The organism is Castellaniella sp., from assembly GCF_034675845.1.
Classification (GTDB): domain Bacteria; phylum Pseudomonadota; class Gammaproteobacteria; order Burkholderiales; family Burkholderiaceae_B; genus Castellaniella.
In genome coordinates, this window is record NZ_JAUCCU010000001.1 from 1,717,541 (window position 1) to 1,733,208 (window position 15,668).

A 15,668-nucleotide genomic window follows, 5' to 3' on the forward strand; every position below is an offset into this window, starting at 1 on the left:
GTGGTTGCACAAACAAAGGCGTAGTTTAATCCGCCTTTTGTTGTAACAGGGCGGCTGCGCGGCCGCCTTGGGGGCGAGGGGAGCTACTGCTGCTGTTGCTACTGCGACGAGCATCGCTGCGGCGGCCTTCGGTGCTGGGGCGGGCATCCGTCGAGGGGCGGCGGTTGCCGGGGTTGCCATCGCGGCGGCCACCGGGGCGGCCTTCGCGGGCGGCTGGGCCATCTGGACGACGGTGGCGGCCATCACGCGGCGCATCGCTGCGTCCGCCCCGGAAATCGCCCTGGACGCGAGCCAGCGCGCGCTTTTCGCGGGCATCTGGCGCGGAGTCTGTCGTCACCATGGCAGTCGGATTCCAGCCCTCGATACTGATGGGCTCGATGGTTTGCTTGGTCAGGCGTTCGATGGCGCGCAGCAGCTTGATCTCGGTCTGGTCGACCAGCGACAGGGCCGAGCCGGTGCTGCCTGCGCGGCCCGTGCGGCCAATGCGGTGCACGTAATCTTCGGGCACATTGGGTAGCTCGAAATTCACGACTTGGGGCAGTTGGTCGATATCCAGGCCACGGGCGGCGATGTCGGTCGCCACCAGGACGGCGACCTTGCCGTCCTTGAAGCCGGCCAGCGCCTTGGTGCGGGCGGCCTGACTTTTGTTGCCATGAATCGCGGCGGCAGTCAGGCCGTCTTTGACAAGCTTTTCAGCCAGACGGTTGGCGCCGTGCTTGGTGCGGGTGAACACCAGCACCTGATGCCAGCCGCTTTCGCGAATGATGTGGCTGAGCAGGTCGCGTTTATGCGATTGCTCGGTGGCCACCATGCGCTGGCTGACGAGTTCAGAGGTGGTGTTGCGCCGGGCGACCGAGACTTCGCCGGGGTTGCGCAAAATACCCTGGGCCAGGCCGCGGATTTCATCCGAGAAGGTGGCGGAGAACAACAGGTTCTGACGCTTGGCCGGCAACAGCTTCATGATGCGGCGGATGTCATGGATAAAGCCCATGTCCAGCATGCGGTCGGCTTCATCCAGCACCAGAATTTCCACGCCGGACAGATCCAGGGTTTTTTGCTGGGCGTGGTCCAGCAAACGCCCAGGGGTGGCCACCAGGATATCCAGCGGTTTTCTCAGGGCTGCTATCTGGGGCTTGATGTTGACGCCGCCAAACATCACCATGGAGTGGATGCGCGTGTGCTGGCTGTATAGCCGTACGGACTCCTCGACCTGGGCGGTGAGTTCGCGGGTGGGGGTCAACACCAGCACGCGGGGCCGCCCGACCTGGCGGCTGCTCAGGGGGTTTTGGATCAGATAGTGCAGAATGGGCAGCGTGAAGCCGGCGGTCTTGCCCGTGCCGGTCTGGGCGGCAGCCAGCAAGTCGCCGCCTTCCATGACGCGCGGGATGGCCTGGGCCTGGATGGGCGTGGGGTGGGTGTAGCCTGCGTCATGTACGGCACGCAGCAGGGGTTCTGCCAGGCCAAGCGAGGCAAAAGTAATGGAATTGTCCAACAGTGTGACTCCAGCGACCGCCTACCGCTCGAGTCGAGAGATACCAATCGAGGCTGACGAATTGAATGAAATGAGGAAATGGCCGCCGACGAGAGCCGGGCAATGTCTGATGGAGCCGCCTGACGGAGGCCCCCACATGCCAGCGTCGGGGAACGTCGCGCGACGGACTGGTAAGCCGCGCGAAAGCGACCATTATAGCGTGTCGGATGTCCCCGAGCTTGCTGAATGTCTTTAAAATACATCAGTCTCGATTTGCTGAGGCGCACAAGCGTTCTGCGATGATCTGGCAAGTCCTGATCGGGACAGCTCATGAATCAATATCCCTAACGAGGTTCCGATGATCCGACGTTTTTTCAATTGGACAGTGGTGGCGGCTGCGGCGCTATTGCTGTCAGGCTGTGGCTACAACGAAATCCAACAGCAGGATGAACAGGTCAAGGCGGCTTGGTCTCAGGCGCTCAACCAGTATGAACGCCGGGCGGATCTCGTGCCTAAGCTGGTCTCCTCGGTCAATGCCTATATGGTCAACGAGCGCACGGTGCTGGAGCAGGTGACCAAGGATCGGGCGCGGGTAGGTCAGATTCAGATCAATGCGGACGATCTCGGAGACCCGGCGTTGATGGCGCGTTTCGAGCAGGCCCAGGCGGCATTGGGGGCCAGTCTGGGGCGCTTGCTGGCAGTCTCTGAAAACTATCCGCAACTCAAGAGCGACGGCTTGTTTCGCGACCTGATGACGCAGCTGGAGGGCACGGAAAACCGCATTGCCGTGGCGCGGGAACGCTATGTCGGGGCAGTCCAGACCTATAACCTGACCATACGCCAGTTTCCGACGCTGATCACGGCCCGGATCTTCGGCTATCAGACCAAGGTCCAGTACGGTTTGGATAAGGCCGATACCGTGATGCAGGACCCGGCCGTCAAGTTCGACGTGCCGGCTGCGGGTGCGACGCAATGACTGCAATAGGCCGAGGGTGGCTGGGGCACGCTTTCCTGGCGCTGTGCTTGTGGCTGTTCTGGTGCATGCCAGCCCAGGCGCAAAATAGCGCCGGGGCGCCGTCAGGCGGCACGATTCCCGTGCCTGCCTGGACCGCTCCGGTCATGGATTTGACGGATACCCTGGATGCCACTCAGATCCAAAGCCTGGATGCGCAGTTGCGCGCCTGGGAAAAGGCTCGCGGTTCGCAGCTGTTTGTGCTGTTGGTGCCGACGACAGGGTCCGATACCATTGAACAATACGCCCGGCGGGTGTTTGATGATTGGGCCGTCGGGCGCAAGGGACTGGATGATGGGGTCTTGCTGCTGGCGGCTTTGCAGGATCGTCAACTGCGTATCGACGTGGGCTATGGGCTGGAAGGCACGGTCACCGATATCCAGGCCGGCCGCATTATCCGCGAACAAATCACGCCCTATTTTGCCCAAGGGGATGTGTTTGCAGGCCTGCAGGCGGGGGTGTCTGCGCTGCAGGCCCTGATCAACGGCGAAGACCTGCCCCCGCCTGTGTCGCAGGGCGATGACGACGAAGATGTCGTACTCGGGATTCTGGGGTTCTTGTTTTTCATGGCGCTGGTGGTACCGCTGTGGATGACTGCCGTCTTGGCGGCAGGCTTCACCTGGATGATGACCTCCAGTGCCCTGTGGGCCTTGCTGGGGGCTGTGCTTGGTTTGCTGGTGGGGGGCGTGGCTCGTGCGCTGGGGATTACGTCGCGCATGCGCAGGCATTCAAGCTCGCGTGGTCGAGACGATGGGTTTGGTGGCGGTGGTTTCGGCGGTGGTGGTGGCGGTTTCGGCGGTGGTGGTGGCGGTGGCGGTGGCGGTGGTGGTCGTGGCGGTGGTGGTGGCGCCTCCGGCGGCTGGTGAGGCCATTGCCGCCGCAGGCATCACAGCGCCAGAAACAAAGCGTGGGCCATTTGGCCGATCAGCAGTTCGCGCTGGAGATCAGGCGCCGGGTTTTCGCCGATAGTGGACCAGGACGGATGGCTGCGGGCCTCGTTCAGGATGGTCTGCACGGCAGGCGGCAGGCGATTCAGAGGCTCGGTCGGCGGGCTGGCGTTCTCAGTGGGGGCGGCGTCCTCAGCGGGGGCATCGGGGACGGCATTGATCTGGGCCATCAAGTCCTGGCTGATGGGACGCATGGCTGCATGTCCGCGGCATTCCAGGGCCCGCACCAGCGCCAGCTGGCGCAGTCCCAGCAGGTGCAGCACGGGATCGTCCACCGTCATTTCCACCTGGCCGGCGAGCCTGCCGATCAGGCGCTTGCCCCATTGGTTGGCACCTTGCCATACCCCGCCGATCGCAGCCCCCAATAAGGTGGCGGTGCCCAGGCTCAGGCCTCCGGTCAGGACGTCTACCGTGGCGCCGGCCATGGCGCCTGTGGCCAGGCCTTTGCTGACCTTGATGCCAAAGTCGCGCATTGCCATCGGGCTGAACAGATCCATGCCCCAGCGCTCGCCTTCCAGGGGTAGTGGGTAATGGGGAAAGGTAGATTTGCTGAAGCGGTAACGTTTCAGCAGTGCATGTACGCAGCTTTGCTCCCGGTCACGGGTACGTTTGCGCAAGACCAGCGTGATGGCGGCCAGTTCGGCCGGCTCGTGCAGACAGGGCAGCCGCAGGGCCGCAGCATCCATCAGCAATTCTGCAATCAGTCGGGTGGCATCCTGCAGGCGCTTCAGACGTTGCTGGCCCAGGTCTGTGCGCAAGGCCATCAGCCCAGGCGCCTGTTGGCTCAGCATCAGGGCCAGGCGGTCCAGCATTTGGCTTTCACCGTCCAGGGCGGGCGCCACGGTGTCGAAATCCACCGTAGCGTGCAGGCCCAGGCGCGCCAGGGCCTCGCGCCAGGCGAGTACATCGGCCAATGGGCTGCGCGTGAAGTTCAGCACGGGCAGGATCGGACGGCCGCAGGCGGCCAGCAGGGTGAGTTCGTCACGATGCTTGGGCAGCACCGGGTCACGGACATCAATGACATAGAGTGCGGCGTCGGTTTTCAGCACCGTATCCAGCACCCGGCATTCCTGTTCGAATCGCTCGGTGGATTCTGGGCTGTCCAGCAGGCGCTGGATGCGCTCTGGCCCGTCAGGGCGTTCTTCGCTGGGATCGGTCTGGATCAGTTGGTCCAGGTAGTCCAGCACGCCCATGGCGTCTTCCAGGCCCGGTGTGTCACGCAGAATCAGCATGGGCTGGCCGCTGCCGGACAGCAACTGGGCGCTTTCGACATGCCGGGTCGTGCCGGGTTCGTCGGCGACTTCACCGAATAGCTCATCACGCAACAAGGTACGCAGCAAGGATGTTTTGCCGGTATTCGTGTGGCCAACGACGGCAAGGTCGATGGGGGAAAGAATATCAGTCATGGAGATGGGTTTCCGAGGTGTTCCAGCCAGCTAGCCAGGCTGCTTGCTTGAGGCAGCGAATGTTGGGACAGCGCCTGCTGCCAGACCTGCCGACGTGCGGGCGAGCCCTCAAGGCAGAGAATCTGGAAATCGGCACAGACGTGGCGGAGTTCGTTGAACCAGACCGCCGCGCCACGATCCGGCGTCAGCCGCGCATCGCACACCAGCAGCAGGTGCTGGGTGGGCAGCATTTGGCGGATGCGAACGCGGTCTGCGCGACTGTCGCAGCGGCCCAGATCGTCAATGGCATCGGGTAGGTCGGCGGGGGGCCAGAGAATATCCGGGCCTAGTTCGTAGGCCATGATGGCCGCGTGACGGGTGGCCTGATATGGCTGCCGGGTGGCGCTCAGGCGCGCGTCGGCCCGGCCTGCTGGGCGGTCCACCCCCAGTATCTGATGGGTGGGCAGCAGGCGGTCGCGTAGCTCTAGCCAACCGGGTAGATCCGGGTCGACATGCAACTGGCGAATGCGCCGGTGCAGCCACAATCCGCAGGCGATCAAGCCCAGTACCCGAGGCAGCACTCCCCAGGCCAACAGACAGCCGATCAGCCACCATGACCATTGCGTTTGCACGGCGGCGGGCGCCGGGGTGGCCGCCATGCTTTGCGCGACCGACAGTTCGGAAGGCAAGGGAAATCCCAGCCAGTGCGGCACGCTGCCCAGCCACTGGCTAAAGGCCAGGAACGCATCCGGCGACAGCAGCGTGGTTTCCCAGTAGAACGTATAGCTGCGGGTGCTCAGCAAGATCAGCAAGGTGGGTATGGCCCCTGCGAAGACGGCAATCCAGGCGCCGTGACTCAACAGCCCCAGGGCGGGCTTCCAGGCATGGGTACGGGACAGCAGGGACAAAAATGCCTGTGCCACCAGGGCTGCATCCGGGCCGCGCACGATTTTGCGTGTCAGCCATAGCCACGCATGCGAGAGCGTGGTGCCCCCCGCAGGCCAGCCCGGCAGGCAGCCGATCAGCCAGATCAGGAACATCAGGGCATGCAGCCCCAGCAGCCCCAGCAAGGCCAGCGCCAGATTGACGGTGCCCGTCGGATTGCCCAGGACGCTGATGGCGGCCCCCACTCCGGCCAGCCCAGCGCTTAGCCATAAGGCCAGCAGCGCCCAGCGGGCGCCGGTCGTCCATTGCTGCAGGCAGGTCTGCAAAGATCCCCGGGCAGCCAGCCAAGCCGCCCGGGCGAGAATACGCTGCTGCAGATCGGCAGGCTGTCGCAAGGCTGCCTGGCAAGCGGCGGCATCTTCCAGGGGGCCCCAGTGGGCCTCGCGCAGCCGCACGGCTTCGGCTCGCCAGTGCTGCTGCAGTGGCGAGCCAGAAGGCGAGGTGGCGGTGGGATGCTCCATGTGGCGGTGGGCGACGATAAAACGTCGATAATACCGAGTTTTAGAAATTAAGGATCGGAGAGCCCTCAAGGGCGCTGGCAGGGTTTCAGCAGCGTGACGTCTCCGTCAGTGGGCATGATGGCGCGCAGCGGTCGGCAGTGGCCTTCGACGCACCAGTCATAATCTGCCGTATAGATCGACCGGGTCAGGCGCAGGACTTGCAACGGGGGCGTTTGTGGCTGGTAACTGTACCAACCGTCGGCATGGTGTATGGCGTCGGGCGGTGGGTCCATCCCAGCCCCCGAACCCAGTACCCGGGCCTGGCCTGCCACCAGCACGGCTTGTCCACTGGCGTCGCGCTGTACCCGATAGTCTTCTTCCCAGCGGATTTTCTCGATGGAGTGCGTCCAGGCCAGCGTGAAGGCCCGCACAGGCACAAAGCGCGGCGGCAGCGCGGGGGCCGCCGCCAGCGTCAGGCAAACACCCAGTACGCCTAGCATCAGTTTGCCGTGGGCTGCGGATCGGCTCTTTGCATCAAACGGCCTGGGGACCGACAGCCCGATCACGGCTGCGCAGCCAGTGCCAGATCAGGAAAAGACCCGTGGCGGCAAAACCGATTTCGTCGGTCAGGGGCAAAGCCGCCACCAGCAGGGACGCCGCCAGAATAATATAGATGCGTTCGGCGATGTTCAGGCGAGTCTTGAGAAAGCCGGTCAGGCCAGCCGCCCACAGGGTGATGGCCAACAGGGCCTTGAAGACGACATAGATCGTGTCCAACGCCGTGCCGCCCTGCAGCATAAGGGCCGGGGAGTACACCGCCATATATGGGACAACAAAGCCGGCAGCCGCCACGCGCAGCGCCTGAATGCTGATCTTCAGGCCGTTTTCTCGGGCAATCGGCGCGGCAGCAAAGGCCGCCAGCGCCACCGGCGGGGTGAGATCGGCCATGATGCCGAAATAAAACACAAACATGTGCGAGACAATCAGCGGCACCCCCAGCTTGAGCAGGATAGGGGCGGCCAGTGAACTGGTGATGATGTAGTTGGGAATGGTGGGAATCCCCATGCCCAGCACCAGGCAGGTGATCATGGTCAGGAACAGTGCCAGGAATAGGCTGTCTTCGCCGATGGCGATGACTTGGCCGCCGAATTCAGCCGCCACGCCAGTGAGATTGATGATGCCGATGATGACCCCCACCAGGGCGCAGGCCGCCGCGACCGACAAGGCGTTGCGTGCGCCCTCGGCCAGCGAATTGAGGGCTAGATTCAGGGTGTCTCGGCCATGGCGGCGCACCAGCAGAATGGCGGTCAGCACGGCGACGATGACGAAGAAGTCTGTCACGCCGAACTTGACGAAGCCCGCACAGGCGATCCCGAGCAACAGCCAGAACAGATAGCGCAGCATCAGGGGGCGGGCGCCTTGGATCACCGCAGCGCCAAAGATCAGGATCACAGTCAGCCCCAGGCCGATCGTGCCGGAAAACAGCGGCGTGTAGCCGGAGAACAGCAGGGCGACCAAGCCAATCAGAGGAATCAGCAGGTACCAGCGCAGGCGCACGGCGGTCCAGGGGTTGGGGCAGTCTTTTTTGTCCAGCCCATGCAGGCCGCGGCGGCCGGCTTCGAGGTGCACCGTCATGAAGGCGGTGGTGAAATACAGGATAGCCGGGATGATGGCGGCCTTGACGATTTCAATATAGGGGACGTTCAGGGTTTCGGCCATGATGAAGGCCACCGCCCCCATCACCGGCGGCATGATTTGCCCGCCCATGCTGGAGGTGGCTTCGACCCCGCCGGCAAAGGCAGAGGAATAGCCGAAGCGCTTCATCAGGGGGATGGTGAATTGCCCGGTGGTGACGACGTTGGCTACGCCGGAGCCGTTGATGGTGCCCATCAGGCCGGAACTGACCACCGAGACCTTGGCCGGACCGCCTCGCGTGTGGCCGACCAGGCCCATGGAAAAATCACTGAACAGCTGGATCATCCCGGCCTGTTCCAGGAAGGCGCCGAACAGGATGAACAGGTAGATGTAGGTGGAGGACACATAGGTGGGGGTGCCGTATATGCCCTCGACGCCGAAGCTCATGGTGCTGACGATCTGGTCCAGCCCATAGCCACGGTGCATGAAAGGTCCGGGAATATATTGGCCAAACAGCCCGTAGGCCAGAAACAGCCCGCAAATGATCGGCAGCGCCCAGCCCATCATGCGCCGGGTGGCTTCGAAGACCAGCACAATGGTGATGATGCCCACCACCATGTCCTCGTTGGTCATCTGTCCGGCCCGGGCGGTCAGATCGGATTCGTATACCCAGTGATACAGGCTGATGACAAAGCCCAAAATCCCAAGGGCCCAGCCGCTGGCTGTCCCGAAGCGCCCGCTGCGGGCATACAGGGTAAAGACCATCAGCAGGACAAAGCCCACGTGGATGGTGCGGATCACCTGACTGGACAGCGGGCTGTAGGCAGCAGTCCAGATCTGGAAACAGGAGAAGGCGACAGCAATCCAGAAGATGCTGCGCGACATGGGCTTGTCAGCCAGATCGTGGGCGTTGCTCATGCTTATTTAACCAGCCCGACTTCCTTGTAGTAGCGCTCTGCGCCGGGGTGTACCGGGACCGGCATGCCCTTGAGGGCGTTGGCGAGCTCGATGGTTTTGGCGGAGTTATGGGTGGCTTTGAGGGTGTCCAGTTGTTCGTAGAAAACCTTGGTCATTTGATAAACCAGGTCATCGGACACTGCGGCGGACGTGATCAGGAAGTTCGGCACGGCCACGGTGGCCACGCTGTCGGTCATGCCTTCGTAGGTATCGGCCGGAATGGTGGCGGGCTGATATGCAGGGTTGTTGATTTTGGCCACGACATCGGCGGGAATCGGCACCACGGCGATTTTGACCGAGGTGGCTAAGTCGCGGATCGATGACACGCCCAGACCGGCGGACTGCAGGGTGACGTCCAACTGGCGGTTTTTCATGAGTTCGACGGACTCGCCAAAGGGCAGGTATTCGACCTTGGCAAAGTCATCGTACGTCAGGCCGGCAGCCTTGAGGACGGCGCGGGCGTTCAGTTCGGTGCCCGAGCGTGCGGCGCCGACGGAGATGCGCTTGCCCTTGAGGTCGGCCAGGGTGTGGATGCCGGCATCGGCATTGGCCACGATCTGAATGTAGTTGTTATACGTGCCGGTCATGCCGCGCAGGTCTTTCAGTGGAGCCTTGAAACCAGCATCGGCACTGCCGTTATACGCATCGGACACCGTATCCGCCAGGGCGAATGCCAATTCGCCGCGTCCAGCCTGGATCAGGTTCATGTTTTCGGCCGAGGCCTTGGTGACCTGGGCGGTGGATTTTGCGTCGGGTATGTGTTTGTTATAGATCTGAGACAGTGCCACGCCCATGGGGTAATACACCCCGCTTTGGCCGCCCGTGAGGATATTGATGAATTTCGTGTCGGCGTGGGCCGTGCCGGCGGCAACGGTAGCGACAGCCAAGGCGGCTGTGGCCAGCCATTTGGTCATTTTCATGGTGTGATTTCCTTATTGTGCTGGCAAAGTCAGACCGGCCATGTTAGCAGGGCACTGATGGTCTCAGCACCCCGTAATCACCCTGATAAACCTTATGTGGATTGTGGTTTATAGGCGGTCACATCCATTTCGATGCGGGCGTCGATCATCAAACGGGATTCGACGGTGGATCGGGCGGGCCGATGCTGACCCAGACATTCCATATAAATACGATTGAAGGCACCGAAGTCGCGGGCATCCTGCAGCCAGACACTGATTTTGCAGACGTCGTCCAGGGTGCAATCGGCCAGCGCCAGTGCGTGGCGCAGGTTCTCGAAGACTTGGCGCGTTTGTGCCTCGATGCCGCCGATGACCAGTTCGCCACTGGCCTGCACAGGGACTTGGCCGGATACAAACACAAAGTCGCCTGCCCGCACGGCAGGCGAGAACGGACGGATCTGGCGGTCGGATGAATTGGGTTCGCTGCCGAGCATGATTAAAGAAGACATATGGCCTCCGATGTAATAAATTTACAGGGAAAACCCTGAAGCTGGTGGGGCCCAATGCCTTTGCCGCTACCGGCAACAAGAATGCAGTCAGTCTGGCCATGATCGGCGAGCCGCAGACACTTGATCCGATGCTGACGACGGCGGATCTGGTCGGCACCTTGATGCAGCATGTCTATGAGCCCTTGTATACCTTTGACTCTCATTGGCGCATCGTGCCCATGCTGGCGGAAGGCATGCCGATCACGAAGAATGATGGTAAACAGGTGGACATCCCCCTGCGCAAAGGCCTGATGTTCCAGAACGGCAAGCCGGTGCAAATGAGCGATGTCGTCGCCTCCATCAAGCGCTGGATGGAAATTTCCCCGCGTGGCAAATCTGTGGCCAACGAGGTGGAATCGGTCGAGGCGTCGGCAGACGGCGTCCTGACCTTCAAGCTCAAATCGCCCTATGCGCCTTTGTTGGCCCAGTTGGCGTTGCCCACCAGCATGGCGGCCATCATGCCCGAAAGCACGATTGCCACGCAGATGACGGAATTCATTGGTACCGGCCCTTATCGTCTGAAGGAGCGCCGTCCGGATCAATACACCATACTGGAGAAATTCGACGGGTACGTGGCCCGCAAGGAAGCGCCGGATGGCTATGGCGGGCGACGGATTCCTTATATTCAGGAACTGCGCTTTATTCCGGTGCCGGATTCCAATACCCGGGTCGAGGGCGTTTTGTCCGGGCAGTTCGATTTCGCCGATCTGCTGCCGGTCGAAACAGTGGGCCGCCTGGAGCAGGGCGGTGCCGAGATCGTGCCGCTGATCGGCAAGAACTTCGGTTTTCCTTATCTGGTCTTCAATACCAAGGGCACCCTGAATTCAGCCGCGCTGCGCCAATCGGCACAGGCCGCCGTCAGCGCCGAAGAACTGATGGCCGCCGCATTCGGGGACCCTAAATTCTTCAGCATCGGGGCTAATTTCTTTCCCCAGGGCACACCCTATTATTCCCTGGATGGCCAGCAGAATTACAACGCCAATGATCCGAAAAAGGCAGCTGACCTGGCCAAGGCTGCGGGTTATGCCGGCAAGCCCATTCGTATCCTGGCCAGCCGCCAGTACGAGTTTCACTACAACATGGCGCTGGTGCTGGCCGAACAATTCAAGCGCGCCGGATTGGAAACCGATTTGCAGATCGTGGATTGGGCGACTTTGTTGCAGCGCCGCAATGACCCGGAGCTCTGGGATATCTATATCACCCACTCGGGTATTTTCCCCGAGCCCATGCTCTCGCCGCCTCAGCTTGGCGACAATGCGCCGGGCTGGTGGGAAACCCCGGAAAAGAAAGCCGTGCTGACTGCATTCAACCAGGAAATGGATCTGGACAAGCGCGGGCCTCTCTGGGGGCCGGTGCAGGCTTTGGTCTACGAACAGGTTCCGTTCATCGAACTGGGCAAGTTCAATAGTCTATCGGCGCGTTCCGCCAAGCTGCAGGGTTATACGCCCAGCGCCTGGCCGGCGTTCTGGAACGTCAAGCTGGCCTAATGGGGGGAACATGCGTACGGCCTTGAAAATATTGGCTACCCGGCTGCTGGGTGGCTGTGTGGTATTGCTGATCGTCGCGGTGATGGTGTTTTCGCTGGTCCACCTGGCATCGGGTGACCCCATTGCTGTCTTGCTGGGTGACCAGGCCACGGCCAGTGATATTGCTCAGGTACGTGCGCAGTTCGGCCTGGACCAGCCGCTGATGACACAGTTTGCGCTGTGGCTGGGACAGGTCCTGCAGGGCAACCTGGGGACTTCGATCTTCATGCAGGCGCCGGTGACGGAAGTGCTCTGGAACCGCGCCGAGCCCACGCTGATGCTGGCTTCGCTGGCGGTGCTGATCGCCACCTTGATCGGGGTGCCTTGCGGGGTGCTGGCCGCCGTCTGGCGCGGCTCGCGCACCGACCAGGTGTTCAGCGCCGTCGCCATGTGCGCGGCCAGCATCCCCAGCTTCTGGCTGGGACTGATTTTTATCCGTTTGTTTGCAGTGCAGCTGGGTTGGCTGCCCGCCTCGGGCTACGGACCGCCGGATGCCAGCTTGTGGGTGAAACTGAATCACATGATTCTGCCGGCCGCAGTGCTGGGCATTCTGAATTCGGCCTTGATCATTCGCTTCACCCGGGCGTCCATGCTGGACACGCTGGGCGAGGATTACGTGCGGACGGCGCGGGCCAAAGGCCTGTCCGAACCTGTGATTATCCTGCGCCATGTCTTGAAAAATGCCTTGATTCCCATTGTGACCGTGATTGGCCTGACCATGGCCCTGATGATAGGCGGCACCGTGGTCACTGAAACCGTCTTCAACCTGCCGGGCGTGGGCGGGTTGGTGGTGCGTGCGGTGTTGCGCCGGGACTACCCGGTGATTCAGGGCACTTTGCTGGTGGTTGCCTTTATTTATGTGGTTATCAACTTCATGATTGATCTTCTGTATACCGTGATTGATCCGCGCATCCGGGGTTCCCGATGAGCGCCGCCCCTCATACTCCGCCTGTCCTGCAGGATGACCTGCCCGATGGCGGCCTTGGGATGTCGCGCCTGTTGCGCCAATCCAGCCCTTGGCAACTCTGGTTGGGCCGCTTGTTTGCCCGCCGGGTCGTGGCCTTGTCCGCCGGGGTATTGCTGCTGATCATAATATTGGCGGCGTCGATTTCCTGGCTGTCGTCCGCAGACCCCAACGCGATTGCCATCATGAGCCGCCTGCAGGCGCCTTCCTGGCAGTTCTGGGGCGGCACGGACCAACTGGGGCGCGATGTCATGTTGCGCGTGGCGTATGGTGGCCGCTATTCATTGATGATCGGCTTTGTCACGGCGATTGGCGCGGTGGTGATCGGCACCTTGCTGGGCATGCTGTCGGGCTATTTCCGCCGCATCGATCCCGCCATCATGTGTGTGATCGATGCCATGATGGCCTTTCCCGATATTCTGCTGGGGATTGCCCTGGTGTCCATTCTGGGGCCGTCTTTGTGGAATGTGGTGCTGGCCCTGATCATTGTCTATACCCCCCGGGTCGCACGGGTGGCGCGGGCCTCTACCCTGGTATTGCGCGATCTGCTGTATGTGGATGCGGCCCGCGCCCTGGGAACGCCCACTTGGAAAATCCTCTGGATGCACATTCTGCCGGGGCTGGTTTCGCCTATTTTGGTGCAGTTCACTTTTATCTTCGCCTATGCGATCTTGGCCGAGGCCGGCCTGTCGTTTCTGGGGGTAGGGGTGCCGCCGTCCATCCCCACCTGGGGCACCATGATTGCCGGCAGCCTGAACTACATGGACAAGGCGTTCTGGACGATTATCTTTCCGGGCTTGGCCATTGTCTTTACCTCCTTGTCCTTGCAGATGGTGGGCGATGGCATCCGGGATTCCCTGGACCCCAAACTAAGGAAAGCCACATGAGCGCCCCGAATCTAAAACAGGCGCCGACACGGCCCGACATGGCCGAACAGACAGACCCGGTCGCGCAATTGCCGCGCCTGCAGGTGACGGGCTTGTCCACCTCGTTCATGACCGAGCGTGGCCGGGTCCAAAGTGTGGCGGATGTCTCGTTTACCGTGCCCGCCGGTCGTACGCTGGCGTTGGTGGGGGAATCCGGCTCGGGAAAATCCGTCACCAACCTCAGCCTGATGGGCCTGCATGATCGCGGTTCGCGTCCACAGATTGGCGGTCAGGCCTTGTTTCAGTGTCGCGATGGCCGGGTGATCGACCTGATCGGTCTGTCAGCAGCCCAGTTCCGGCAAGTGCGCGGCAACGAGATCGCCATGGTGTTCCAGGAACCCATGACCAGCCTGAATCCGCTGCTCAAGGTCGGCGAACAAATCGCCGAATCCGTGCGCCTGCACTGGGGCTATGACCGGAATCGTGCCCTGGCCCATGCTCAACGCATGCTGGCCATGGTTGAAATCCCCGCTGCGGCTCGCCGCCTGAATGAATACCCGCATCAGTTGTCGGGGGGCATGCGCCAGCGCGTCATGATTGCCATCGCCATGGCCTGTACGCCCACGCTGCTGATTGCCGACGAACCCACGACTGCGCTGGATGTCACCATCCAGGCCCAGATTCTGGCGCTGATGGGGCGTTTGCAAAAAGAATCCGGCATGAGCATTTTGTTCGTGACCCATAACCTGGGGGTCGTGGCCCAATACGCCGATGAGATCGCCGTCATGTATGCCGGGCGCATCGTGGAACGCGGCGAGGTGCACCAGTTGTTTGCCCAGCCGACGCACCCTTACACTCGGGCGCTGTTGGATTGCCTGCCTGCGTTGGCGCGTCGTCGTCGTGGGCCGGATGCCGATGATCGGCCCCGCCTGCCGGCCATTCAGGGCCAGGTGGCAAGCCCCTTTGCCATGCCGCCGGGTTGTGCGTTTCGACCGCGCTGTCCGGTTGCCACCCCCGAGTGCGACCTGGCCATGCCGCCGCTGTACCGCGTGAACGACACACACTATGCCCGATGCATCCGGGTAAAGGACCATCCCGATGAACCCTGATCAGCCACTTATTGATATTCAGGGTCTGTGCAAGAACTTCGGCTCGTCCGCAGTCCCTGTGCGGGCCGTGGTGGATGTCAGCTTCTCCATCAAACGGGGCGAAACCGTCGGCCTGGTTGGGGAATCGGGCTCGGGCAAGACCACCATAGGCCGCATGTTGACGCGCCTGGCGGACCCTTCTGCCGGCCACGTGCAATATTTCGGCGGACCCACGCCAGTAGATTTGGCCACCATCAGCCAGCATCAGTATCGGCCCTTGCGTTCGCAGATCCAGATGATCTTCCAGGACCCTTATGCCAGTCTCAATCCCCGGCTGCGGATTCGCCACATCATTGGCGAGGCCCTGGATACTCATGGCCTGCACCGGGGGGCGGCCCGTCTGCCGCGTATCCACGCATTGCTGCGCCAGGTAGGCCTGAACGAAGAACATGCCGAACGCTATCCGCATGAATTCTCCGGCGGTCAACGCCAGCGTATCGGCATCGCCCGGGCACTGGCGGTCGAGCCGGAATTCATCGTGGCGGATGAGCCGCTGTCGGCGCTGGATGTCTCCATCCAGGCGCAGGTCATCAATTTGCTGTCGGATATCCGTGATCAGTTGGGCCTGACCATGCTGTTTATCTCGCACGACCTGGACGTGGTGGAATATCTGTGCGATCGCGTGGTGGTGCTGTATCTGGGGCGGGTGGTTGAAATCGCCCCGACCAAACAGCTTTATGCCCATCCACGCCACCCTTACACGCGCGCGCTGCTGCAGGCCTCGCCGACCCCCGACCCCGCCCAGCGACGCGATATCCCCTTGCTGGAAGGCGATTTGCCCAGTCCGGCCAACCCGCCCTCGGGCTGTGTGTTTCGCACCCGCTGCCCTTTGGCCGAGGCCCGTTGCGCCAGTCACGACATGACACCGCGCCGTCTGGCGGATGGCCACTGGAGCGCTTGCTGGCGCGACGAATAAAATTGATAT

At 62.0% G+C, this 15,668-nt stretch carries 14 protein-coding genes; 7 read left to right on the top strand and 7 right to left on the bottom strand.

The genetic code is table 11. From position 1 onward, the window contains the following. Nucleotides 1-25: 25 nt before the first annotated feature. Nucleotides 26-1,492, bottom strand: coding sequence for a DEAD/DEAH box helicase (locus tag VDP81_RS08305; RefSeq protein WP_322995875.1), 1,467 nt, complete (start codon nt 1,490-1,492; stop codon nt 26-28). A 337-nt stretch (nt 1,493-1,829) separates the two neighbouring features. Between VDP81_RS08305 and VDP81_RS08310 the strand changes: the two genes are divergently transcribed. Next, the gene (locus VDP81_RS08310) at nt 1,830-2,447 is read left to right on the top strand and encodes a LemA family protein (RefSeq protein ID WP_323012026.1); all 618 of its coding nucleotides are present in this window, start codon (nt 1,830-1,832) and stop codon (nt 2,445-2,447) included. Continuing rightward, a complete protein-coding gene (locus VDP81_RS08315) occupies nt 2,444-3,349 on the top strand; it encodes a TPM domain-containing protein (protein ID WP_323012027.1) in 906 nt (301 codons plus the stop codon). Before VDP81_RS08310 ends, VDP81_RS08315 begins: the two co-directional genes overlap by 4 nt. Before the next feature lie 20 nt (nt 3,350-3,369). Here VDP81_RS08315 and VDP81_RS08320 read toward each other — a convergent pair whose 3' ends face one another. The 6 genes from VDP81_RS08320 to VDP81_RS08345 all read right to left on the bottom strand — a co-directional run bounded on the left by VDP81_RS08320 (nt 3,370) and on the right by VDP81_RS08345 (nt 10,200). After that, on the bottom strand, nt 3,370-4,836 hold the full coding sequence (locus VDP81_RS08320; protein ID WP_322995878.1) for a DUF3482 domain-containing protein: 1,467 nt from the start codon (nt 4,834-4,836) through the stop codon (nt 3,370-3,372). Further along, on the bottom strand, nt 4,833-6,221 hold the full coding sequence (locus VDP81_RS08325; protein WP_323012028.1) for a DUF2868 domain-containing protein: 1,389 nt from the start codon (nt 6,219-6,221) through the stop codon (nt 4,833-4,835). Before VDP81_RS08325 ends, VDP81_RS08320 begins: the two co-directional genes overlap by 4 nt. 65 nt (nt 6,222-6,286) lie before the next feature. Next, entirely contained in the window at nt 6,287-6,700 is a 414-nt protein-coding gene (locus tag VDP81_RS08330) for a DUF1850 domain-containing protein (protein ID WP_323012029.1), read from the bottom strand. 34 nt (nt 6,701-6,734) lie between these two features. Further along, the gene (locus VDP81_RS08335; RefSeq protein WP_322995881.1) at nt 6,735-8,753 is read right to left on the bottom strand and encodes a TRAP transporter permease; all 2,019 of its coding nucleotides are present in this window, start codon (nt 8,751-8,753) and stop codon (nt 6,735-6,737) included. Nucleotides 8,754-8,755: 2 nt separating this feature from the next. Further along, nucleotides 8,756-9,712, bottom strand: coding sequence for a TAXI family TRAP transporter solute-binding subunit (locus VDP81_RS08340; RefSeq protein ID WP_323012030.1), 957 nt, complete (start codon nt 9,710-9,712; stop codon nt 8,756-8,758). A 92-nt stretch (nt 9,713-9,804) separates the two neighbouring features. Further along, entirely contained in the window at nt 9,805-10,200 is a 396-nt protein-coding gene (locus VDP81_RS08345) for a RidA family protein (RefSeq protein ID WP_322995883.1), read from the bottom strand. A gap of 98 nt (nt 10,201-10,298) precedes the next feature. Here VDP81_RS08345 and VDP81_RS08350 point away from each other — a divergent pair, with 98 nt between their 5' ends. The 5 genes from VDP81_RS08350 to VDP81_RS08370 are packed head-to-tail and all read left to right on the top strand — an operon-like array spanning nt 10,299 to nt 15,659. After that, nucleotides 10,299-11,726 carry an ABC transporter substrate-binding protein gene (locus VDP81_RS08350; RefSeq protein WP_416233245.1) on the top strand — a complete coding sequence of 476 codons (1,428 nt, stop codon included), beginning with the start codon at nt 10,299-10,301 and terminating at the stop codon, nt 11,724-11,726. A 10-nt stretch (nt 11,727-11,736) separates the two neighbouring features. Beyond that, a complete protein-coding gene (locus tag VDP81_RS08355; RefSeq protein ID WP_322995886.1) occupies nt 11,737-12,693 on the top strand; it encodes an ABC transporter permease in 957 nt (318 codons plus the stop codon). A 59-nt stretch (nt 12,694-12,752) separates the two neighbouring features. After that, the gene (locus VDP81_RS08360; RefSeq protein WP_323012407.1) at nt 12,753-13,616 is read left to right on the top strand and encodes an ABC transporter permease; all 864 of its coding nucleotides are present in this window, start codon (nt 12,753-12,755) and stop codon (nt 13,614-13,616) included. 38 nt (nt 13,617-13,654) lie between these two features. Next, nucleotides 13,655-14,704, top strand: coding sequence for an ABC transporter ATP-binding protein (locus tag VDP81_RS08365; protein WP_323012408.1), 1,050 nt, complete (start codon nt 13,655-13,657; stop codon nt 14,702-14,704). Further along, complete coding sequence (locus tag VDP81_RS08370) at nt 14,694-15,659, top strand: ABC transporter ATP-binding protein (RefSeq protein WP_323012032.1); 966 nt, start codon at nt 14,694-14,696, stop codon at nt 15,657-15,659. The genes VDP81_RS08365 and VDP81_RS08370 overlap by 11 nt, the downstream gene beginning before the upstream one ends. The last annotated feature ends 9 nt before the right edge of the window (nt 15,660-15,668 follow it).